Genomic DNA, 20,195 nt, shown 5'->3' on the forward strand with positions numbered 1-20,195 from the left:
AGGAGAGATTGTCTAACCCGCACCATACACAGAAACGTATGGTGCGGGTCTATTTGTTAGAACGATTCTCTATTTAAAAGGGAAGGTAGCGGTTCAGTCCTTTTTTTATAGAGGTGTTGGAGAAACGAGTAGACTCCTGTGGGACCAGAGTACAGAGTGAGACCCCACAGAGACCGGAGGGAACGAGGAGACTCACCGGACGCCCACGGAAAGCGAATCGTTTCTCCAACACCGACACTCTCAATCTAGATGAACCGTTTTTCTTACTCGGGTGTTTTACTACTGTTCTTGTGTTATGTTGGTTGTAAATATTTCCATGTGAGGAGTGGTCTTCATCCGTTGTTCACGAGGCATTGGCTGGATCATTGCGTTGGTTTTGATATCGGGTTGCATACAAGCGCAGGAAGGCGGAGTCAATACTCCTGAGGAAGTGGTTCGTAACAATGGTCCGTTCGATCAGGTCGAAATCTTTGAAACATACACCCTATCAGATGATATTACGCTTGTTTTCTTACAGGAAACGAATAAAGAAGAGAAAATTTGGGTGGGGAGTACTACCTTTAATGAAGAGAAAAATGAGTGGATTTTTGGCACTGTCGTGAACTTAAGGAAACCTACCGATGACATGACCGATGTGAAAACGATGTTCGAGTCAGGCGACGGGTATTCAGTTGGATATGTAAAAGGAGATACGGAACAACTGGGTGATGTGGAACATATTGTGGAACTGGACAATTATCAAGGTTGGAAAATATGGGTGAAGGGCTCGTCCAGCTTCTGAGCCCTTCTTTTTTTATTGCTTAAAACATAATCAAACCGTCATCGCTTCCAGTTCAGCAATCTCCGCTTGAATGAATACCATCAATTCCTGAATCATTTCTGGTGAGAAATCGAAGCGAATACCGGCCGCTTCATACACCTCATACAATGATTTCGTATTCCCTAGCGAGAGCGCTTGTTTGTAGCGGTCCATTGTACCCTCTGGGTCTTCTTTGTACTGCTTGTACATTTGCAAAGCACCGAGTTGCGCGATCACGTATTCCACGTAATAGAATGGTACTTCAAAGATATGAAGGATAAACAGCCATTCTTTCTTCCGTGCGTCTTCATACCCGCTCCAGTCTACGACACCGGAGGATAGCTCTTGTGAGATCTCACTGAACTTCTCCATCCGCTCTTCCTTCGTATGATCCGGGTTTTCGTACATCCAGTGCTGGAACTCATCGACGCGAATACCCGATGGCAGGAATCCGACGATACCACGCAAGACGTCGAGCTTCGCTTGTTTGATTTCTTTCGTGGAGTAAAAATGATCCCACTGGTCCATGGAAATCAGCTCCATCGTCATACTTGCAAGCTCCGATGACTCCATTGGTGTGTCACGATCATAGGAAAGCGGCCAGTGACCATCAAGATCATTATGAATGCAGTGTCCCATCTCATGGAACAGCGTCAGCATATCATCGTGTGTCTGGGAAGCATTCATGAAAATGAACGACAATTCCGATACAGGCAGCGGCGTGCAGAACCCACCTGGGGATTTGTTCTTCCGCGTTTCCAAGTCGAGCATCCCTTTTTCATTCATCACATCAATCAGTTCCTGGAACCTAGGATCCAAATTGCCAAGCGCTTTGGACGTTTTACTAACCAGTTCGTCGCGGTTGCTGAACGGTTTTAGTGGTGTACGATCGGCTGGGACAGCTTTTCCGTCGTATGGTCTCAGTGTTTCGACACCTAGCTCCTGCTTCTTCTGTTCATCCAGCTTTTTCGCAACAGGAACTACATGCTCACGGATTGAGGCAGCAAGTTGTTTACAGTCCTCAGGCGTATAATCGAAACGCTCATATTTCTTGAACATGTAATCACGATAGTTGTCGAGACCACTGTTCTCCGCTTTCTTCTTACGCAATTCCATCAGTTCACTCATAATTTGCTGCAAATCGTCTTCAACCGTCTCAAGAGCTATGAAGATTTTATCAAAAGCTGCCTTTCTAATTTCTCGGTCCGGGTCTTCTAATAAAGGGAAAAGTTCTGGAATCGTTTTTTCTTCCCCGTTCCAGTCGACGGATAATCCACCAGTCAGCGCAAAGTATTGCGTTGCCAGCCCGTCTTCTTTAATTTCGAGGGCTACGTTTTCTTCTCGGAAAAGGTTCAGCGCGTTCTCTTTGCTGCGAAGTAGACGTTCATACTTGGAAGCGTCCAACTCTTCTTTATATGGGGAATCCATCAACTTTTGATCGAGCTTAGCCGTGTAGACCTTGATCAGCGGCTCGATCTCTTTCTGGTCATGCTCGAATTTCTCTTTCGCTTCTGTATCCTCGTTATGGGCCTGGAAGTCTATATAGTGACCATCGAGAGCCTCGCGAAGCTCATCGTAAAAATCGGATATATCTTTCAACCATGATTCGACGTCAGCGACCGATTGGAAATCGTGACTGAGAAAGCTGTCTAGTTTCGCTTTGATATGTTCTGTATGCTGCAAGTCGTGCTTTTCTATGTAAATGCTCAAAATGACTCCTCCTTTTTATTCCAATAGTAAGTATTCTAGAAAAAACAGCTAAATCCTCTTTCAAGCAGAGAAAAACAACCACCACGAAGGCGGTTGTTTCATTTGATAGGAAAGTTCATTCATTTCACGCACACCTTCCATCCATTCAACGAATATACACGATCTCCGGCTGAGGATGACTCAAGAACTCATGATGGGAGATGGTCCACGCGTAAGCCCCTGCGTATTCAAATACAACAAGATCGCCAGCTCGCAACTCTTCCACATACTCCTCTCGGACAAGCACGTCATTCGGGGTACAGAGCTCACCTGCTATAGTCACTTCATCGCGCGTCACCCCTGGTCGTAAAAAAGGGTACGTCCACTCATCCGTGGAAATTACGCGAAACGGGTGGCTCATTTTCCAGGCAGCAGGCAGCCTGAGATGGTGGGTACCACCTCGGATCACGGCGAAATTGTGTCCGTGGTTTCGTTTCACATCGACCACTTCCGTGACATACGATCCGCACGCTGCGGTCATGAAGCGGCCGATTTCAATGATCAACTGAACGTCGTCCGATTGAAGTTCCGCTAGCCCTTGTGCGAGCGTTTCCCAGTCGAACGGTTCTTCAGGGTTCCAGTAATTGATTCCGATTCCACCACCGATGTCAACGATCGGTGCCTCTAGTGCGAATCGCTCGCGCCAAGCGGTCGATTTTTCAACAGACAACTTGGCAAAATCAACATGTGCCTCCGCGTCTAAGTTATTGGACATGGCGTGGAAGTGGAATCCGGCAATCTGGATGTTCTCATACCCCGTAGCTTCCTCCAGAAACGGAGGGATATCGCGTTCGTCGATTCCGAATTGGCTAGGGACTCCAGCCATACGCAGGTGACTTTCGCTGACGTTCTCGCTTAAATTGACGCGGACGAGGATCGGCACCGTCACGCCCTTTCGTTCGGCGACCCAATTCAGACGGCGCAGTTCATGGAAGCTTTCCACGTTCAAATATTCCACATCCGCTTCTAACGCCGCTTCGATTTCGTAATCTTTTTTCGACGGGCCACCGAATATCATCGGCTTCTCTGATACGTTCTCTACTTTTTTCATCTCACCGGCAGAGGCGACTTCAAAGCCGTCCACAATTGGTTCGAGCGTCTCGAGAATCGGTTGGTCGGAATTGGCTTTGACAGCGTAATAAAAACGGCTTCCCTCGGGGAGAGTAGACTTCAGGTTCTCCGCATGTCCCTTGAGGGCTGGCAGATCATAAACATATGCACATACTGGGTCGCTTGATTGTCGTTGTTTTAAGTAGTGTTCTACTGCATTCATAACGGATTCCTCTTTCTATGCTAACGGGTTAGGTACTTCGGTATAGTGATAGCTTTTTTGATTGGTTAGTCGCATTTTGGTGAGCGACTTGTGCATGACGGTAGGCTGATACAAGAAGGCACGATCGATCGCGACTTCTTCCTGCAGCCCTTCCCGTTCGAGCCTATCCAGCGTCTCATCGCAGACTTCTTTCACTTTTCCCCAAAAAACGGCCTCGTTATCCGCAAGTTGGCGGATAATTTCGCCGAGGTGGTTTTGGAAAACGGTGTAATACAATTTGTTGTGCATATCGGCTCGGTTCTCGGTAACGGAGACGGATCGTTTTGAGAAGGAAGGTTCGAGACCTTGCTTCTCTAATCGTGGCTTGTAAACGCGGGCTCCTCCCCAATCACGGAAGAAGAAACGTGAAAGATGACCATGCTTAAAGACAGGAATGCTGTTCTGCAAATGGCCTTCGAGTGCGACTCCGTACTTTACCATCAGCGTCAGATACCCAGGTAGGACGACACGAATGTAACGTTCAAAAAAGGATAGCGGCGACGCGCCGGACTCCTGAACGAGCTCTTGCAAGACGGTTTTGCCACTCATCGGAGATTGTGCATACAGGGCCATGCCTGCAACTGCCACTTCATCCCCTTCTAAATGGGCATCAATGCTTTCGCGAATGAGCATCGTTAAGTTACGACGTTTGAGTTCGTCGTCCGAGTCGAAGGCCGCTCCTTTTGTTTCATTCAACGGTTGAAAATCAGGCAATGGTGTTTCGGTCAATATAGTGCGCATCATTTCCGTAAAGACTGTGGAATTCATAGCGGTTTGTGGAGAAATGGAACGCACGGTCGATGTCATTTGACTGTTGACCGCAAGCTTCAAGACCGGGGTGTCTTCCCCATGTGGACTGACGCTTCGGAACGATGATGTCGCATCCGCTCGGAGACGGACGTGGTCCAGCAAGATGACTTCACCCGCTTCGATTTCTCCTTCGTAAATTTCCGGGATAGCATGCTCAAATTGCCATGGGTGAGCAGGGAGTACATCATACTCGCCCGGCGTGTACCCTTTTCCCAACAATTCCTCTTGCGCCTGCTTCCATTTATCATGGAAATCATTTTGTAAGATTGGTGCCGTTTGCGTAGTGAGAAGCTCCGATTTCTTCACCGCTACAAAACGGACATCAAAAGGCTGATGGAATTCTGGCGCGTACCGGAGTACGTCTTCGATCGATAAGCCGAGTTTAGTCTTCGCACCAGGATGTAAGTGATGACCCTCCAGCACAAGTTGTTCATAAAAAAGACTCGCTGAAAACATAGGATTCAACGCCCGCTGCCTCTGTACATAATCAAGCGAACTATCAGCGTGAAACGGCTTTTTCCAAAGCGTGTTCTTCGCCAGTGCAAGCGTTAGATTGGCCGTCCCGTTATCCAATTCAGCACAAAATGCTTCGATATTCGGGTAATCACTTTCTTTGAACAGAAGCCTCACAAGCTCCGATGCCGTTTCGACCGGCCTCACCCCTGAATCGTCGACGTAAAGGATATCATCACCTGTCTCCACCCGCCTGAACGAGTATTCCTTCAGAATGGGAAATACAACAGCATAATCAGTCATCATGGCGAGTTTGTACATTTTGTTATCTTTCAAAGGGTAGCTTTGAAGCTGTTTAGAATAAGGGGCGCTGAAAACATTTTCGATAGCTTGCGTGCGGGAATAAAGACTGTCGATGTCCTCCCTCAGTATCGCGGACGCCAGTTTATGCAGAATTCCTTTGCGGCCGTACTCCATTTGCTTCACGAACTCTGGGACGTCTTGAGGGTGGTGACTACTCAAGTAACACAAACAGGCGCGCTCATCCGGTAGAAGATCGGTCATTTCTTTTGTTTTCAGTGGCATCACCATCAGCCGGACACCTCCTTTTTCAAACGTAAGGGATTATTTATTTGAACATACATGTTATCGGTATATCGATCGGAAAGCCGCATTTTCACAAGTGATTTCATTGGCAACGTTTCAGCCAGTAACAACTGCTCATCTTCCGCAGCGTGTGGCGTTTCTTTCCTTAACGCCTCGTACGTCTCCCTGACCACATCAATTACAGGTTCCCATAGCGACGCTTCGTCGATATCCAGCTTTCTTGAGAGCGCCACGATCATCTCCCCGAAGTGGTTGTGTAAAAGGGCGTGGGAAAAAATATTAATCAGTTCCTGCGGGTCTTCGGTCAATAGGTTCGTGCTCGGGTCGATTTCGGTTTTTGCAAAGGACTGAAGGCGGTCATTCATCACACGCACACCACCATAATCCCGCAAAATCGCACGTTTCGGAACTGCATCTTCAAACACGACAACGACATTTTGCAAATGGGCTTCCATGCTGATGCCGTATTTTGTAATCAAAGTGAGCAACCCAGGCAGGAGGACGTTCGCATATTGCCTGATGAACTGGGCAGCAGTGGTTTGTTGATGCTTCATCAAGTCCTCCATCACGAGTTGTTCTGTAAAAGGAGAATCCGCGACTAACACAGCTGCAGGAATCGCAACTTCCTCCACTTCTAATGTACGCTCAGGATTCTCTCGTAATATAGCGGATAAGTTTTTCTGTAAAAAAGGTTCGCCTTTGTCGTAATGAATGCCTGCAGTCTCTTTCATAACGGTGATAGGGTGTGGCATCTCTTTAAAAACGCGCGGCAATACCTTCGATAGCGTCGGGCCGTTTTTCGTCGCAGCAGGCGAAACGGTTCGGACAGCACTCGTCATTTGTACGTTGACAGCCGTCTTAATATGATGCTTTTTCCGGCCGTGTAGTGGTGCTAACGTCCGGAAAGATATGAGGGCAGCCATATCGATTCCCACCCGATCTAACGCTATGATGTCCCCTCGTTTAATTGCTTCTTCATAATGCACTTGAATCGTATGCTTCCACTGCCAAGGGTGAACAGGAATCAGTTCATATTCCTCGGGGTCGATCCCACGTTCATAAAAGGCATGTTCGATTTCTGGATATTCCTCAAACAATTTATCACGCGGAGACGCCCCTGTTTTATGAAAGAAATCATCCCTCACTGCAATCGGGATAACTCTAGGTTGACCTTGCCATTCTGGAGCATAAGTCTTTACATCTTCATCGGTCAGCCCCATTCTCGTCCTTGAGCCCGGATGGATCGTGTGCCCTTGGATCACCCACTGTTCCAAGAACGTGAGCGGACTGAATGCTGCTTCTTGCTTTTGTCTTTTGTAAACATAATCAAAGACGTCAGGTGCTTCAGGTAAATGGGCACGACGAAGCGACGCACTCTCTAAGGCGAGGGCGTAATTATGAACACTGTTCCTGATTTCCTCAGAAAAGCGAGGTTCCAACCCCGTGCTTTCGAGCAATGAGTCGATCGTCGCTACCGGTTGATTTTCTATAGTTATTGATTTTATATCGAGGTGCCCAAGCAGGTACGTGCGCCTTAATTGGATGGTAATCGTTTCTTTTGCATAGAGTAGAATGGTATCTTCAGAACGCCATTCGCACGGGAAAACTTCTTCCCGAATTAAGGCTTGCACGAGCTGGTGGAGCACCGTTTTTTCAGCTTTTTGTCGGTATGTTCCCTTTTCCTTCATCTCTTCTCCACCTCATTCACGACCACTGTTGTCTTCTTATTCCCTGATTAGAACCATTATAATCAGGGAATAAAGAACCTTATTTAGCTTACGAACCGCCGTTATGGATTTATTCTGTCCATAGTTGTCCGTTTTCGGAATATCCTCTATAATTGATAATAGTTATCAATACTAATCTTGTGGGAGTTTTCAATATGAATCAGACATTTGAACAAATTAAAAACGACCACCGTATATATATTGGTTCTGAGTACGAAGAACGCATCGACTATCGAGTAGCCGATCTTATTCAAGACCGCGTTGCATTAAGAGAGCTTTTGAAGAGACAGGAGAAAGGGATCGAGGCACCCAGCTTCTCCCTAGCCGGCCTGTTGTTCGGAAAAATGTATTCGGTGTTGGCGATGGGATTTTTCGAGATGATGGTTGTGCACGGGGTGATACTCGACCTAGACCCAGCGCGCGTTGGAATCGAGTGCGAAGAGAAAAACCGAATGAACTACATCGTTCCGGCTGAAGCCGCCTTGCCAATGGATGAAGTGTCTGACGAGAAGAAGAAAGAGTTGGTTCGGACATTTATCATCGATCACGTCCAACCATTGTTTCAAAATGTGGCCCAGACGTCGCGCTGCAAGTCGACCCATATGCGCTCGATCGTGTCCCATAATCTTCATCAGCGCTACTGTGCCCTTTTGAAGGAACGCCCCGAGGAAAAGGAAACCATTGATCAGTTGTTCCGCTGGCTTACATCAAACGAATTGTTCCGCGAAAATTACCGCAACCCGCTCCAATTTAAGTTCCGATACTATACATCGGATGCTGGAAAAGAAACCTACGTCCGCCGTCATTGCTGCATGAAATATATGCTGCATGACGCCAATAAGGCAAAATGCTGCGCAACTTGTCCGCTGATTGCGGATGAGGAGCGGGATGAGAAGTTATAGAAAAGCAGGCTCAGGGGTCCCATCTCCTGGGCTTTTTCTTTGGTGGAGTCTCTGGCTATTTCGACGTTTCGGAGTGTGAAGTCCTCTCTTTGGTCGATATAAGGTGGCATATTCGACGTTATAGACTTCTTTACAGTCGACTACGTCGAAATAGACCGCCTTATTCGACGAAACTACCTCCCCACCACTTCAGTACGTAGAATTCCCCACCCTTATCCGACGTAAGTGAGACCACCCAAGCACACTTCGTCGAATAAAACGCGGGGACAGGGACTTTGTCCCACCCAAAAGCAAAAAGATACCCTTCATCCAAAAGGGTACCTTTTTTTCGTTGCTATTGTTATGGCTTCAAAGAGTGGGACAAGGTCCCTGTCCCCAGCACCCCAACGTCCCCGCTCTACCAGATATATTCCACAAATTCCGGGTGGTCGATATATGGGTTGCGGTTGCCTTGGTAGTCGCTGAAGATGATGTCATTACGGTTCCGTTCAAAATCACTCACAGGATCCATCTCGTGCCATTGTTTCAGTGTAGACAGTTTACCTAAGAACGCACCACTTGTACCTGTGTACGTAGCAATCTCTAAATCTACTTCACCAGCGTCCCCTTCATAACGAGTCGCCATGTAGAAGATCATGCGTGCCACGTCTCCTTTTACTTCGTCACGTGGTTCCCAAGAGTCTGAATCATAGTAGTTGCTAGGAGCTTCCGCCAGCGCACTACCTCCGTTATCAAAGTCCAAGTTTCCACGTGAGGAGTTGATCGAGACATCCGTTGGGCGCAGGTGGTGAAGGTCGGTTCCGGCACCTTGAGATGTTCCGAAGTCACCGTGGGATTTCGCCCAGACGTGCTCTCGGTTCCACTCGTCCACATACCCACCATTCTCGTATTTCGAAATGGAGTCGCCGGAATACAGAAGGACAACGTTATTCGTGTTGTAAGGATCTTCATCTGTGTGACGAAGCGCATCCCATACTTGGCTGTAAGACAACTCGGAATGGTCATCAATAATGTTATGCAGTGCTGCTTTCAAGCTTGATCCAGTCAAACCGCTCGCACTGGCATAGTAACCACTCGTAGAAGTACCACCGTCATCGCCACTGCCCTCGTCTGTTACGGTTGTGATCGAGCTGACATTTTCGATCCCTTCATGGCCAAAGTAAGGATCGCGGACACCGTCTACTTGAATGTTTTCTCCCATCATGCCCGGGTTGCTTTGCAGACCGTACTCACCGCGATACGCCGAATCTAGTTTGACCAAAATCATATTGCTCATCTGCGTTTCATTCGGATCATCAGCTAAAGCTAACGCATAATCACTCGTAAAACCGCTCTGCTGCACATCGCTTTGGGAAACAGGCACCCCTACTATGTAGCCTCCTACCGTTACACTTGCACCGTCTGGCTGGTTCATCGCCTCTTGAACGGACAGCGCAGCCGCCGCATTCGCCGTTCCTGTTACGATGAATACAAACGTAAACAACATCATGAACATCTTCTTCATTTTTCCTACACTCCTTTGATATGTAAATATCGTGCCTTTCTATTATTCAAGACAAAGAAATGTATACCTCTTTTTTTCCGTGATCTTTTCAATACTCGAACTTTCTGTTTATAAACTTTACATTCTTTTCATATTAGGGAGGAAATAATGTACAAATATGGATAGTAAATCTATAATGGAGAACAACTTCGAGTGATAGGAGTGAGTCGTTTGGAAAAGGAGAAGACGTTTCTATTTTCCGTTGAGTACATTTTTGCAGATGTCGTTCATTACAAGGAAGTAGAAGCTTCCTCGATCGCAGAGGCTAAAAGTAAGATCATGTCGTCACACACGAACGCAACGATCAAAGCCGTGTCACTCGTCCATCCCGTTTCCTAAACGAAAAAAAGCTCAGAGTTCTCACCTCTGAGCTCTTTTCGTTCTTCAATTTTGAATCATATCAATAAAATGAACGATCACACTGGCCGTCAGTCCCCAGATGACTTTGTCTCCGTATTGATAAAAATACTCAGGGAAACGCTGCGTTCGCCAGTTGTAGTTCTCGCCACCAGGAATCAACTCGAACGGGAACCCTTCCTCTGGTTCCACTTTCATCCTGACATAGTGCGCCTCAGGCTTCGTATTTAGGAAAAAGGAGAGTGGGACGGTAAACACTTCCTCTACTTCAGCAGGGTTCGGCTCCATTTCTTCCTCAGAGCACTCCATGAATCCGACGTACGTCGAAACCTTCATACCGAACGGGGAAACCATGTAATCGAACGGATGCACTTCCGTGATTTCCTGATTACGTATGCCGAGCTCCTCCATCGCCTCGCGCACGGCGGTGTCTCTTTCCATCCGGTCCTCTTCGTCCACTCTGCCACCAGGAAAACAGACTTCACCTGGCTGCCTGCGCATATTTAAAGAGCGCACCTCGAACACAAGGTGCAGTTCGCCCTCTTTTTCAATAAACGGAAGTAAAATCGAATAGTTCCGGTAATACGACTGCCCCAGTACATCTGGACTGTGGGTTTTCATCTTATGAATTATATCTTTCGCGTTCATACTGTCACCTCTACTATTACTATATCAAAGTATGAACAGAATCGAGACTTTCATGCTTACTTTGAAGTAAAGATATTTTATAACAAAAAAAAGAACCTCCCGGGTGGAGGCTCTGACCTTACTATTCTAATAAATCAGCATACTCTTGTTGAATGAATTGAGCTAACGTACCGAGCGTCTGTCCTTTGAACGGATCAGGTACTGAGTTGCCGTTCGGCTCTGCGTAATAATAAGCATCGATGTTCTCGTTATACCAATACCCGATGGCCTTCAGCTTTTCTTGGAGATCTTCAGGTAATTCCGTCATTCCTGTTTGTTCGGTGAAATAATCGGTCGGCACAATGTAGACATCCACATCGGTACGGCCTGTCCGAACTTCAAACAGATCGTGGTCACTGTGCATGATCCACTGTTCTTTGGACCATAAAGAAATGCCCGCTTTCTCTAGTCTCGAGATACCATCTAAATTAATTCCGAAAATGTCGTTGATCAACACTCGTACCTCGGCACCTGGCAGGTCGCCATCAACAGACTTTAAGTATAGGTCCATAATTTTCACTTTCGGCAGTTCCAGCACGTCTACCTCTTTGTGCTTCAACGAAGCTTCAACGCCCTCGGTGATGTAGTCAGGATAGCCCGTTACCTGTTTTCCAGCATCGAGGTCAGACGCTTTTTGAAGGCTGATACCGTAGATGGAACGTACCGTAAACTGGACGTCTCTCCCGTCCACATGAGGTTCGAGCTTCTTCAAATAATAATCCATCGCCTCTACTTGAGTGAGGGAATCTACTCGATCCTTCGCTTCACATTTGCTCAAGCCCTCTTCTTTTTTCATGACATGCATCATGCCGCGCATTACTTTGTGAGAATACTTATGATCTTTAACTGGTGAGGCATCTGCAGAAATCGTGGTGGGGGACAACGTTGCGATGAGAATGACGACAATAGCAAGCATCTTTTTCCAACTCATACGTAACACTCCAATCTATTAATTTAGGAATACCACTCTATTATACACACGATTCTTCATTATTTTTGAAATATTTTGTCGAATGGACATTTAAGACTTACAGTTTTCTCCTGTATTTGATACTTTAAGAATAGGAACGCACCACTCCTGCCACATTCATTTTAAAGGAGAGATTTAAAAATGGATTTAGATCAAATGGAAGTAAATACGTCTGTAGGGCAACAAGAAGTGAACCCGGAAACGAAGCCCTATTTAACAGCCCTTATTGGGTGGAGCCTGCAGGCGATTGAAGTTGCGGCGCGCATGGAGCGCCCATTTGTTGTTGTCGGTCCTCCTGAGTTCGAATCATACGCGGAGAAACACGAAATTCGCTTCGTAGGCTGGGATTTCAATAAGCTGAACGAAGGCTCTGATCAATTGTATAAAAAATTGAATGCGCTCGGCGTTGAAGTGGCCATTCCATTATATGAAGAATGTGTAGAGTGGGCAGGTGCATTGAATGCAAGGTTCCGTAAAGAGCCGCGCATCTTCAACCGTTCCTTATTGTTGCGAGACAAAGGAATGATGAAACGAAAAGCACAAATCGCCGGTATCAAAGTCGGTGTTTTTGAAGAAGCACATAATAAAGAAGACGTCGTCAGGTTCTTAAGACGAGTAAATGACGCCTTGTTGAAAGTGGACGGGGACGTATTGGACCCAATCCACGTGAAACCGTTGGATAAAGCAGGATCGGTCGGTCACATGGCTATCCGCACAATCGATGAGATCGACCTGATTGAAGAGAACGCATTTCCACTTTTAATGGAAAGTCATTTAGACGGACAGGAATTCTCTGTAGAGGCTTTCGTTCACAAGGGTAAGGTACAGTTTCTGAACGTGACGGAATACGTCCGGTTAGGGTATTCCAATTTCGTACCGGCATCTCCTTCTCTGCGGGAAAAGCGTCCTTTAATTGAAGAGGCTGTCCAGCAGCTGGTCGACGCTTTTGAAATCGAATACGGTGTCATCCACCCTGAATACTTCATTACTCCAAACGGAACGCTTCACTTCGGAGAAGTCGCTGCTCGTGTACCGGGCGGGCATATTTTCGAATTGATTGAGCGTGCCTACGGATTCAGTGCGTATGAAGCACAGATCCTTTGCAGCGATCCGAAAACGACGCAAGAAGAGCTCGATGCCTTCTTCCCAAGCCCTTATGATTACAAGGGCTACGCAGGTTGCTTAATGGTGCACCCGCAAAAAGACTTCGTGAACGACTTAGAAGTACCAGATGAGCTGGAGCAGAACTCCTATTTCGAAAAACACGACCTCTTCACTCCTGCTCAAGGTAAAGTGGCGGAACGAATCGGCTTCGGTAACCACTACGGGACAATCTTTTTCTTCGGGGAAGACAGTGAAGAAATGAGATATCTGCTTAAGGAATACGAAGAATACGATTTCTATGTATAAAGGAGAGAGCCCATGCCTCAACCAACAGGTGTGATTGTTGAACGTTTTGAAAAAGCATTGGATGACCTCGATCAGGCTGCCTCTTTTGTGAAATCGAAATATCAGACGGATGTGTACCAGGAAGCTAATCGTCTGATCGAAATGGAAGACGGTCTCGATCACCTTTTCAGTCATGCAGAACGCTTCGAGCAAGCCGGTGTCTTCCAGGATGGTCCTTGGGAATCAGCTGATAAGTTGCAGCCCCCTCTTGTTGCAGGATCACTGCGAGCGAAAGGGCTCCCAATGATTATCGAAGTACTAAGTGAACTTCGCATGCTAGCAATTGCGGAAGGAAAAGCTACTAACCCCACTGTTTCCAAAGAAATGGCGGAGGATTTCCTAAATGAAGTGATGGTACTGAACTTGGATATCCTGTTTCCTGATGCCAGCGAAAGTACACGGATCGAAGACAATGAAAATAGTGAAAAAGCCCAAAAGCTGTTTCAATTTCTCATTAGTCACTTATCATCAAAAGCACTTGTTAAAACGCTGATTTACGAAATCGATCGTCTGACGGCACAGCGCCCGATCATGATCAAGCGGATCGTATCGATGATTCAGACGGCGAAGCAAATGACAGATGCCGATAGTGACCCGGAAGATCAACAAGCTCTACAGAAATACATCGCGGCTTTAGAAGGCCCTTCGCCGCTTAGCAATAAGTTTAAAGATTTGAATACGTATCGTGCCGAGCTGAAGGAGCTTGAGCGTAATGACTTGATATCAGAGAGTGTTTCGCTCGCTAAATCGATGCGTACGACCGGACTTGTCGCACCGCATCATGCGACTTTGATCCGTTTCTTAAGCAAGCGGATGCCTGGATTACTTACGTATGCCCTGGCACTGAATAGTAAAGGGCTTGCGAATTTAGAGGAAAATCAAGAGCTCGTCCAACAGATTATCAGGGCTTCTATTTTTCCTGCTACTAGACAGGCAATCTATGGACTTTCCCTCATGCTTGAGCGAGGAGTGCTGTCCCACTCCCCTGTCGCTCCAGGGTTAAGACGGCTGATCGAACTCGATATCCGCCCGAATGTAAGGAAGGACTTACAGCAAGCGGGGCAAGCCGGTGAAGGACTGACGGCTAACAGTCTGCTGGTGGCTGGAACCATTCAAGTACTCGGTCAGCCGCTCGGCGTCGGCCAAGGATTCAACCCAACGTGTCAGGCAGCCCGTGGCATCAGTTTATGGGCTCAGCACGCACCTGGTTTCCTACTGGAAATCATTCCACGTGCTGCTCGTGACGGTGATATCGACATTATGTTTGAAGGCCAAACGATTCATTCGGAGAACTTGCAGGGTGGCCTAGCACCGAACCTGCACACGGAACTCGATCCCGTTTCACTCGTATTAGTTCCACACCTAGACCGGATCTACAGCGAGATGATGACACGCGTCGCCCTGCGTGGGGACGACGGTCACCGCTGGGTGAACCCGGCCTTTTATGGGAACTGGGTCCAGAAAGGGTTCAGCTCTGCTTTCGATCCATTGACCGGATATGTTCTTGATTATCCCGGTTTCGTGAAATTATTTTACGCAACCCACCATCCAGAATATAACGATGATTATGAATTGATTTACCCGAACCCTGTTGGCATTTTCATTACCAATGTCCACGGGAAGTTACTGGGACTTCATGCCATTTCCATCACAAGGATTGCGAAAGACCCGACAGACGAGTATAGAGTGTACTTCTACAACCCAAACAACGACGGTTCCCAAAACTGGGGACAGTCGATTGAGCCGAGTGTACAAGGAAATGGTGAGGAAGAAGGCGAGAGCTCGCTTCCATTCCATGAATTCACTTCCCGATTGTATGCTTTTCATTACAACCCGTATGAGCAAGGCGATGCGTACGCAGTAGATCACAGCATCGTGAATGCCATCCATACATTGGCGAAGGATAGCTGGGGTAAGGACTATACGTGGGTTTAAGCTTACTGAGAACGTTCAACTTTCTTCTGAAAAAGGAGAGGGTTGAGCGTTTTTCTTTTATCAGACCCTATGTATTTGTAAAAATGTTACACTTTAACATAGTAATTATAAGAAAAAGAATCTTACTAAGGAGGTGAAACCGTATGAAAGGTTTACTGATTAAATCTCCCTGGATCGACCTGATTTTAAATGCCCGAAAAACGTGGGAAATCAGAGGATCCAATACAAAAAAACGAGGAAAAATTGCTTTAATAAAAAGTGGTTCCGGTATGGTCTTTGGCGAAGTGAACATAAAAGACAGTAAAGAATTGAGCCTAGAAGAGTACCAGGTCAGTCGTGAATTTCACGGTATAGATAGTGAATATTCGAGCGAACTGCCCTATAAGAAGACATATGCCTGGGTTTTAGAGGAACCGAAACTCTACGAAGAACCCATCCCCTATAAGCACCCTATGGGAGCTGTTATTTGGGTCGATCTCGAGAAACAAAAGAATACATAACTTAGAGATAAAGAGGACGACGCCTCTGTTGATTCAATGAAAGGAGGATTCTATGCAGCGAATTGCAGTAGATATGGATGATGTGATCGCCGCCCCCTTACCAAAACATTTGCAACTGTTTAACCAACGTTATAACGACAATATATCAATAAACGATTTACAAGGCAGGTACTTAACTGAATTACGCCCGCATTTAGAAAAAGAAATTCTCGATCTGTTGGCTGAACCTGACTTCTTTAGGGACTTGGACGTAATGGAGGACAGCCAAGAAGTATTAGAATTATTAGACCGAGAGTATGATATTTTCATTGTTACAGCTGCAATGGAATTACCAACATCTTTTTCTGCTAAATACCAATGGTTGGAGAAACATTTTAGTTTTTTAAACAAACAGAATATCGTTTTTTGTGGAGATAAAAGCATTGTGGATGCGGATTACCTTATTGATGACAATCCTAAAAATCTCGAGGTATTCAAAGGGCAAGGAATACTGTTCAACTCGCCCTATAACTCACACGTAGAAGAATTTAAGAGAGTCGACAACTGGAAAGATATTAAAAGCTACTTTATCGACAATAAGAAATAACCTCTGCTTTAACAGCAGGATATCTACCAAAGAGGAAGTGTATCAAGTGGAATTTAAAGTAGAGACCATAAAAGGATATACACCACACATCGGTCAACTCGTTACACAGATGAACTATGTGCGACAAACCACACTGGAAGCAGTAGCCGGACTATCCACCCAAGAATTAGACTTTCTACCAATAGAAAATGGAAATTGCATTGGCGCCCTCTTACTACATATTGCCGCGGTCGAAAAAGGCTTTCAAATTGAATTCTTTGATGGACGAAGCCCCAATGAAGAGGAAGAATTGAAATGGGGCGCTGCGTATAGTCTTGGCCAAAAAGGTAGAGAAGAAATCAAAGGTGCCCCACTGGACTTCTACCTTAAAGAACTGGAAGAAGTGAGGGCTAGGACGCTCGAGGAATTCCAAAGTCGAGATGACAATTGGTTAAAAGATACATGTATTTGGGATGGTCATGAGGCCAATCAACACTTCATCTGGTTCCATGTGCTGGAAGATGAGATCAACCATAGGGGGCAGATTAGAATGATAAGGAAGATGTTACCTTAAAGATAATTCTTCAAAAAAAGAAAGACGGGTTCTCTTGTGTACTATACAGTCAAGAGAACCCGCTTTTCACCGCTCTGCAACAGAAAAGTATTGAAACCAGAACCGGAACTCATCGAACAGAACATCCGATGACAATTCAATATTATCGAAGAAATCCTCCAATCGATCTTCCTCTACTTCATCAAGCAATCCTGTCACGTATAACGGTGTTTTGAATCGGCTGAACAAACTTGAAAGTCCATACGTATCAAACACATCTTCCATTTGCTCTTCTGTCATCGTGCGCACACTCCTTTATTCTATAATGGCACGATTCTCCTTTTTGTATTCCTGTTTGGACAGTATTAACCTATGGAAAAAGATCGATTGAAACGTAAAGCAATTAAAATTCGTATATGTATTATCAAGCTCATAGACGGAGGTGCTGGATTTTATGAGTCACGGGAACCAGAACAAACCGTTCAATGATGTGATCGCTCACCAACAAAACATCGAAGGTTATCCCAAAACTAGGGGCGGCAGACTACCAAAGCCGATCAAATTCATCGGCTACTTTCTTTTTGGTACCTTCGCATTATTGATGTTATTCGGCTTCATCGCTAATATTCTACTCAATTAAAGGAGAAATGGACTTGGAATTACGATCGAAACAACTTGGAAGTGTCTTAAAGAAATTTCTTTGGCTTGATATAGGACTTACCGTACTACTTGCCACAAACATTCCTATTTATATTATTTTCGTACCGTTTACCGAAATGGAAGATGCCTTTTTATCTTATGACTCGATCCTTTCGATTATTTTAAGCATTGTGGTGTTCACTTACAGCATTATCTTTCTTTTCTGGATTTATAAAGTACATAAAGATTTACAAGACTTATATAACGCTTACCCTACAACTCCCGGCGGCGCCTTAGCCAAGGTACTTATCCCCTTTTACAACCTGTACGGGTTATGGGACATCTATGCCAGGATGGCAAAACTTTTCAAACAGAAATCTTCCACCGAAGATGCTGGGAATCGCCTTGCTGCCTACGTACCCTTCTATTACGTACTCTACTTCGCTACGACGGTATTCAATGCGTATTTGGCTGGTCAGGCGCTCGAAGAAACCTTTACGACTACATGGTTAATCTCCTACATCGCAGACACCGCATTGGTCGTTATGTATCTGCTGATCATTAAAGCGGTGTCGACCGGTTTAACTAGATTATCAGAACAAGAGAAAGAAGATGAAGACAGTACAGGGACTTAATTGCTCGTTACGGTCCAAGCATTTTGAATAAGCTGACAACAAAAACCCCCCTCACTTTGAGAGGGGCTCACCGCTTAAGTATCCAAATCTTTTTTACAGAAATACCAGTCCACACAATCATAGTTCGAATCATCAAGGCGTGCCTTCGCATTCTCCATCGTTTTAGGTGGAGAAGCAATCACTTTCTCGCCTTTCTCCCAGTTGGCTGGAGTCGATACGCCATGTTCATCCGTCGTTTTCAAAGCTTCGACGAGACGGACAATTTCATCCATATTCCTGCCCGTGGTCAGCGGATAGTAAATGACGGAACGAACAATTCCTTTATCATCGATGACAAACACGGCACGGGAAGTTTCTGTCCCATTGCTCTCAGGCATAATCATTCCGAACTTGGTTGCCACTTCCTTATCCAAGTCAGCAATCACCGGAAATTCAATCGTAGTATCAAAGTTTTCTTCAATATTTCTCAGCCACGCAATGTGAGATGGAACGCTATCGACACTTAACCCGATCAATTCGGTGTCCATCTCACGCAACTGGCTGTATATTTCTTGAAACGCAACAAATTCCGTCGTACACACTGGTGTGAAATCAGACGGATGGGAAAACAGGATGAACCATTTCCCTTTAAAGTCGTTCAACGACATTTCCCCTTGCGTCGTCTGGGCCGAGAATGCAGGGGCTTTTTCTCCAATTCTAGGTAGGCTATATGTCTTTTCCTGCTCAGAATGCATTTGTTCCATGATACCACTCCTTCATTCTTGTTTTTTCCATTTTACAGTTTGACTTTTACCTCTTTATGGAAAATATAAACAGGTATTTGATAACGACTCAGAAATTGAGAAGTTAGAATCAGTTCGGAGAAAAGGATGATTGTATGAGATTAACTTTATGTGTCATAGCTCTAATTCTCTTATCTGCTTGTCATTCCCCCAACCAAGCAAGGGTTCATGTTGTTAAAAACAAAAGCCATGTCGCTTATGTAGAAGAGCTTCAGCTTCTTGCACCACAGGTCTGTATGAAAAGCAATCTTCCAAACGAAGAACCCATTCCACCATTCCTCATTGATATTACCGTAGAAGGCAAGTTAGCCGCTTTATTGGATCTCTCCTCCAATCAAACCATCGACAGCAGGAATGTCCTTCAGAGAACCGAAACTAGCAAGGAACTATTTTGTACGGGGAACAATATGAAATTAAATCAAGAAGTGCGAGAAAAGGATTTGAAAAAGTGGATTAAGGAAGAAAACATAACCGTAACATTAACAGAATTAAACGGAGATATTATAGAAAGGTCCCCTTTAACAGCCTTCAAAATTGGGGAAATGGACGGAGCAGTAAGTAAACCTTAATCGTATTGTTCCACGTGGAAAAGTAAGCGCATTCAAAATATATCTATGATCGCTCCCCCTCCCCATCAATCACATGATAAGCAAAATGGGCATAGCCTATTGAAAAATCTCCAGGAGGGACCAATCATGCCAGAACCGCAGAGTTACGGTGCAAAAGGAGCCTTGAGCAGCGATACGCTAACTTTTCCAGAAGCACTGACATTTGCCATGCAAGATGAGTACCTAGCACAGGCTAGGTATGACGATATTTTAAATACGTTCGGATCCATTCGCACGTTTGAAAGAATCAAACAGGCAGAACAGCGACATATCAATGCTTTATTAACGTTGTTCAACCGATATCAAGTACCCGTGCCGGAAAACGACGCCGCTGCTTATGTAACAACTCCAGGATCCGTTAAAGATGCCTACGCAGCGGGAGTTCAAGGGGAGATTGATAACATTGCCATGTACGAAAAGTTTCTGATGTACGAACTACCCGTCGATGCACGTGTAGTGTTCACCCAGTTGCGGAATGCTTCTCTAAACCACCTTGCAGCATTTGAACAAGGGGTAACAAGGTGACTTGTATCCTTAACAGGGAGGGAAGTTGCTAAAGAGGCTTCTATTGATGGAAGCAGCTTCTCAATGCAACAAAGCACTCCCCCTCTCTC

The 20,195-nt window shown here is 45.6% G+C and carries 21 protein-coding genes; 12 read left to right on the plus strand and 9 right to left on the minus strand.

Annotated elements, in window-relative coordinates; genetic code table 11:
* Positions 1–430 precede the first annotated feature (430 nt).
* Positions 431–781, plus strand: coding sequence for a hypothetical protein (locus E4663_RS12175; protein WP_206663489.1), 351 nt, complete (start codon positions 431–433; stop codon positions 779–781).
* Positions 782–811: 30 nt separating this feature from the next.
* On the opposite strand, the gene E4663_RS12180 is transcribed toward E4663_RS12175, so the two are convergent.
* The 4 genes from E4663_RS12180 to E4663_RS12195 form a co-directional block, all read right to left on the minus strand.
* Entirely contained in the window at positions 812–2,512 is a 1,701-nt protein-coding gene (locus E4663_RS12180; RefSeq protein ID WP_421803765.1) for a M3 family oligoendopeptidase, read from the minus strand.
* 142 nt (positions 2,513–2,654) lie between these two features.
* Positions 2,655–3,821, minus strand: coding sequence for a type III PLP-dependent enzyme (locus E4663_RS12185; RefSeq protein WP_135327817.1), 1,167 nt, complete (start codon positions 3,819–3,821; stop codon positions 2,655–2,657).
* A gap of 15 nt (positions 3,822–3,836) precedes the next feature.
* A complete protein-coding gene (locus tag E4663_RS12190) occupies positions 3,837–5,708 on the minus strand; it encodes an IucA/IucC family protein (RefSeq protein WP_241657191.1) in 1,872 nt (623 codons plus the stop codon).
* 5 nt (positions 5,709–5,713) lie between these two features.
* Entirely contained in the window at positions 5,714–7,417 is a 1,704-nt protein-coding gene (locus tag E4663_RS12195; RefSeq protein WP_135327819.1) for an IucA/IucC family protein, read from the minus strand.
* Between the two features lie 194 nt (positions 7,418–7,611).
* Here E4663_RS12195 and E4663_RS12200 point away from each other — a divergent pair, with 194 nt between their 5' ends.
* Entirely contained in the window at positions 7,612–8,358 is a 747-nt protein-coding gene (locus tag E4663_RS12200; protein WP_135327820.1) for a hypothetical protein, read from the plus strand.
* Positions 8,359–8,755: 397 nt separating this feature from the next.
* Here E4663_RS12200 and E4663_RS12205 read toward each other — a convergent pair whose 3' ends face one another.
* Positions 8,756–9,862, minus strand: coding sequence for an endonuclease (locus E4663_RS12205; protein ID WP_135327821.1), 1,107 nt, complete (start codon positions 9,860–9,862; stop codon positions 8,756–8,758).
* 210 nt (positions 9,863–10,072) lie between these two features.
* Between E4663_RS12205 and E4663_RS19985 the strand changes: the two genes are divergently transcribed.
* Positions 10,073–10,240: a hypothetical protein gene (locus E4663_RS19985; RefSeq protein WP_168927347.1), complete on the plus strand. Its 168-nt coding sequence runs from the start codon at positions 10,073–10,075 to the stop codon at positions 10,238–10,240.
* Positions 10,241–10,285: 45 nt separating this feature from the next.
* On the opposite strand, the gene E4663_RS12210 is transcribed toward E4663_RS19985, so the two are convergent.
* Both E4663_RS12210 and E4663_RS12215 read right to left on the minus strand, forming a co-directional pair.
* A complete protein-coding gene (locus E4663_RS12210; protein ID WP_135327822.1) occupies positions 10,286–10,906 on the minus strand; it encodes an NUDIX hydrolase in 621 nt (206 codons plus the stop codon).
* A gap of 121 nt (positions 10,907–11,027) precedes the next feature.
* A complete protein-coding gene (locus E4663_RS12215) occupies positions 11,028–11,876 on the minus strand; it encodes a hypothetical protein (RefSeq protein ID WP_135327823.1) in 849 nt (282 codons plus the stop codon).
* 180 nt (positions 11,877–12,056) lie between these two features.
* Here E4663_RS12215 and E4663_RS12220 point away from each other — a divergent pair, with 180 nt between their 5' ends.
* From E4663_RS12220 to E4663_RS12240, 5 genes are all read left to right on the plus strand, one after another.
* Entirely contained in the window at positions 12,057–13,325 is a 1,269-nt protein-coding gene (locus E4663_RS12220; RefSeq protein ID WP_135327824.1) for an ATP-grasp domain-containing protein, read from the plus strand.
* 12 nt (positions 13,326–13,337) lie between these two features.
* On the plus strand, positions 13,338–15,299 hold the full coding sequence (locus E4663_RS12225; protein WP_135327825.1) for a hypothetical protein: 1,962 nt from the start codon (positions 13,338–13,340) through the stop codon (positions 15,297–15,299).
* Positions 15,300–15,442: 143 nt separating this feature from the next.
* Positions 15,443–15,799, plus strand: coding sequence for an ASCH domain-containing protein (locus E4663_RS12230; RefSeq protein WP_135327826.1), 357 nt, complete (start codon positions 15,443–15,445; stop codon positions 15,797–15,799).
* Between the two features lie 52 nt (positions 15,800–15,851).
* A complete protein-coding gene (locus E4663_RS12235; RefSeq protein ID WP_135327827.1) occupies positions 15,852–16,385 on the plus strand; it encodes a 5' nucleotidase, NT5C type in 534 nt (177 codons plus the stop codon).
* A gap of 46 nt (positions 16,386–16,431) precedes the next feature.
* On the plus strand, positions 16,432–16,938 hold the full coding sequence (locus E4663_RS12240; RefSeq protein ID WP_241657192.1) for a DinB family protein: 507 nt from the start codon (positions 16,432–16,434) through the stop codon (positions 16,936–16,938).
* A 66-nt stretch (positions 16,939–17,004) separates the two neighbouring features.
* Here the strand turns inward: E4663_RS12240 and E4663_RS12245 are convergent, their stop codons facing one another.
* A complete protein-coding gene (locus E4663_RS12245; RefSeq protein WP_135327828.1) occupies positions 17,005–17,217 on the minus strand; it encodes a hypothetical protein in 213 nt (70 codons plus the stop codon).
* A 154-nt stretch (positions 17,218–17,371) separates the two neighbouring features.
* On the opposite strand from E4663_RS12245, the gene E4663_RS12250 reads away from it, so the two are divergent.
* Together E4663_RS12250 and E4663_RS12255 are read left to right on the plus strand one after the other, a co-directional pair.
* Positions 17,372–17,557: a hypothetical protein gene (locus E4663_RS12250; protein ID WP_079477615.1), complete on the plus strand. Its 186-nt coding sequence runs from the start codon at positions 17,372–17,374 to the stop codon at positions 17,555–17,557.
* Positions 17,558–17,570: 13 nt separating this feature from the next.
* The gene (locus tag E4663_RS12255; protein WP_135327829.1) at positions 17,571–18,191 is read left to right on the plus strand and encodes a hypothetical protein; all 621 of its coding nucleotides are present in this window, start codon (positions 17,571–17,573) and stop codon (positions 18,189–18,191) included.
* A 74-nt stretch (positions 18,192–18,265) separates the two neighbouring features.
* On the opposite strand, the gene E4663_RS12260 is transcribed toward E4663_RS12255, so the two are convergent.
* A complete protein-coding gene (locus tag E4663_RS12260) occupies positions 18,266–18,934 on the minus strand; it encodes a peroxiredoxin (RefSeq protein WP_079477613.1) in 669 nt (222 codons plus the stop codon).
* A gap of 134 nt (positions 18,935–19,068) precedes the next feature.
* Here E4663_RS12260 and E4663_RS12265 point away from each other — a divergent pair, with 134 nt between their 5' ends.
* Both E4663_RS12265 and E4663_RS12270 read left to right on the plus strand, forming a co-directional pair.
* The gene (locus E4663_RS12265; protein ID WP_135327830.1) at positions 19,069–19,542 is read left to right on the plus strand and encodes a hypothetical protein; all 474 of its coding nucleotides are present in this window, start codon (positions 19,069–19,071) and stop codon (positions 19,540–19,542) included.
* A 126-nt stretch (positions 19,543–19,668) separates the two neighbouring features.
* On the plus strand, positions 19,669–20,106 hold the full coding sequence (locus E4663_RS12270; RefSeq protein WP_338323639.1) for a ferritin-like domain-containing protein: 438 nt from the start codon (positions 19,669–19,671) through the stop codon (positions 20,104–20,106).
* The last annotated feature ends 89 nt before the right edge of the window (positions 20,107–20,195 follow it).

It is taken from the genome of Halobacillus salinus (genome assembly GCF_004684905.1).
GTDB lineage: Bacteria > Bacillota > Bacilli > Bacillales > Halobacillaceae > Halobacillus > Halobacillus salinus.

Excerpts from the sequence above, each read along its gene's own strand:
- E4663_RS12185 (WP_135327817.1), bottom strand. The coding sequence starts at position 3,821 with ATGAATGCAGTAGAACACTACTTAAAACAACGACAATCAAGCGACCCA.
- E4663_RS12190 (WP_241657191.1), bottom strand. The coding sequence starts at position 5,708 with ATGCCACTGAAAACAAAAGAAATGACCGATCTTCTACCGGATGAGCGC.
- E4663_RS12195 (WP_135327819.1), bottom strand. The coding sequence starts at position 7,417 with ATGAAGGAAAAGGGAACATACCGACAAAAAGCTGAAAAAACGGTGCTC.
- E4663_RS12200 (WP_135327820.1), top strand. The coding sequence starts at position 7,612 with ATGAATCAGACATTTGAACAAATTAAAAACGACCACCGTATATATATT.
- E4663_RS12205 (WP_135327821.1), bottom strand. The coding sequence starts at position 9,862 with ATGAAGAAGATGTTCATGATGTTGTTTACGTTTGTATTCATCGTAACA.
- E4663_RS12210 (WP_135327822.1), bottom strand. The coding sequence starts at position 10,906 with ATGAACGCGAAAGATATAATTCATAAGATGAAAACCCACAGTCCAGAT.
- E4663_RS12215 (WP_135327823.1), bottom strand. The coding sequence starts at position 11,876 with ATGAGTTGGAAAAAGATGCTTGCTATTGTCGTCATTCTCATCGCAACG.
- E4663_RS12220 (WP_135327824.1), top strand. The coding sequence starts at position 12,057 with ATGGATTTAGATCAAATGGAAGTAAATACGTCTGTAGGGCAACAAGAA.
- E4663_RS12225 (WP_135327825.1), top strand. The coding sequence starts at position 13,338 with ATGCCTCAACCAACAGGTGTGATTGTTGAACGTTTTGAAAAAGCATTG.
- E4663_RS12230 (WP_135327826.1), top strand. The coding sequence starts at position 15,443 with ATGAAAGGTTTACTGATTAAATCTCCCTGGATCGACCTGATTTTAAAT.
- E4663_RS12235 (WP_135327827.1), top strand. The coding sequence starts at position 15,852 with ATGCAGCGAATTGCAGTAGATATGGATGATGTGATCGCCGCCCCCTTA.
- E4663_RS12245 (WP_135327828.1), bottom strand. The coding sequence starts at position 17,217 with ATGACAGAAGAGCAAATGGAAGATGTGTTTGATACGTATGGACTTTCA.
- E4663_RS12250 (WP_079477615.1), top strand. The coding sequence starts at position 17,372 with ATGAGTCACGGGAACCAGAACAAACCGTTCAATGATGTGATCGCTCAC.
- E4663_RS12260 (WP_079477613.1), bottom strand. The coding sequence starts at position 18,934 with ATGGAACAAATGCATTCTGAGCAGGAAAAGACATATAGCCTACCTAGA.
- E4663_RS12265 (WP_135327830.1), top strand. The coding sequence starts at position 19,069 with ATGAGATTAACTTTATGTGTCATAGCTCTAATTCTCTTATCTGCTTGT.
- E4663_RS12270 (WP_338323639.1), top strand. The coding sequence starts at position 19,669 with ATGCCAGAACCGCAGAGTTACGGTGCAAAAGGAGCCTTGAGCAGCGAT.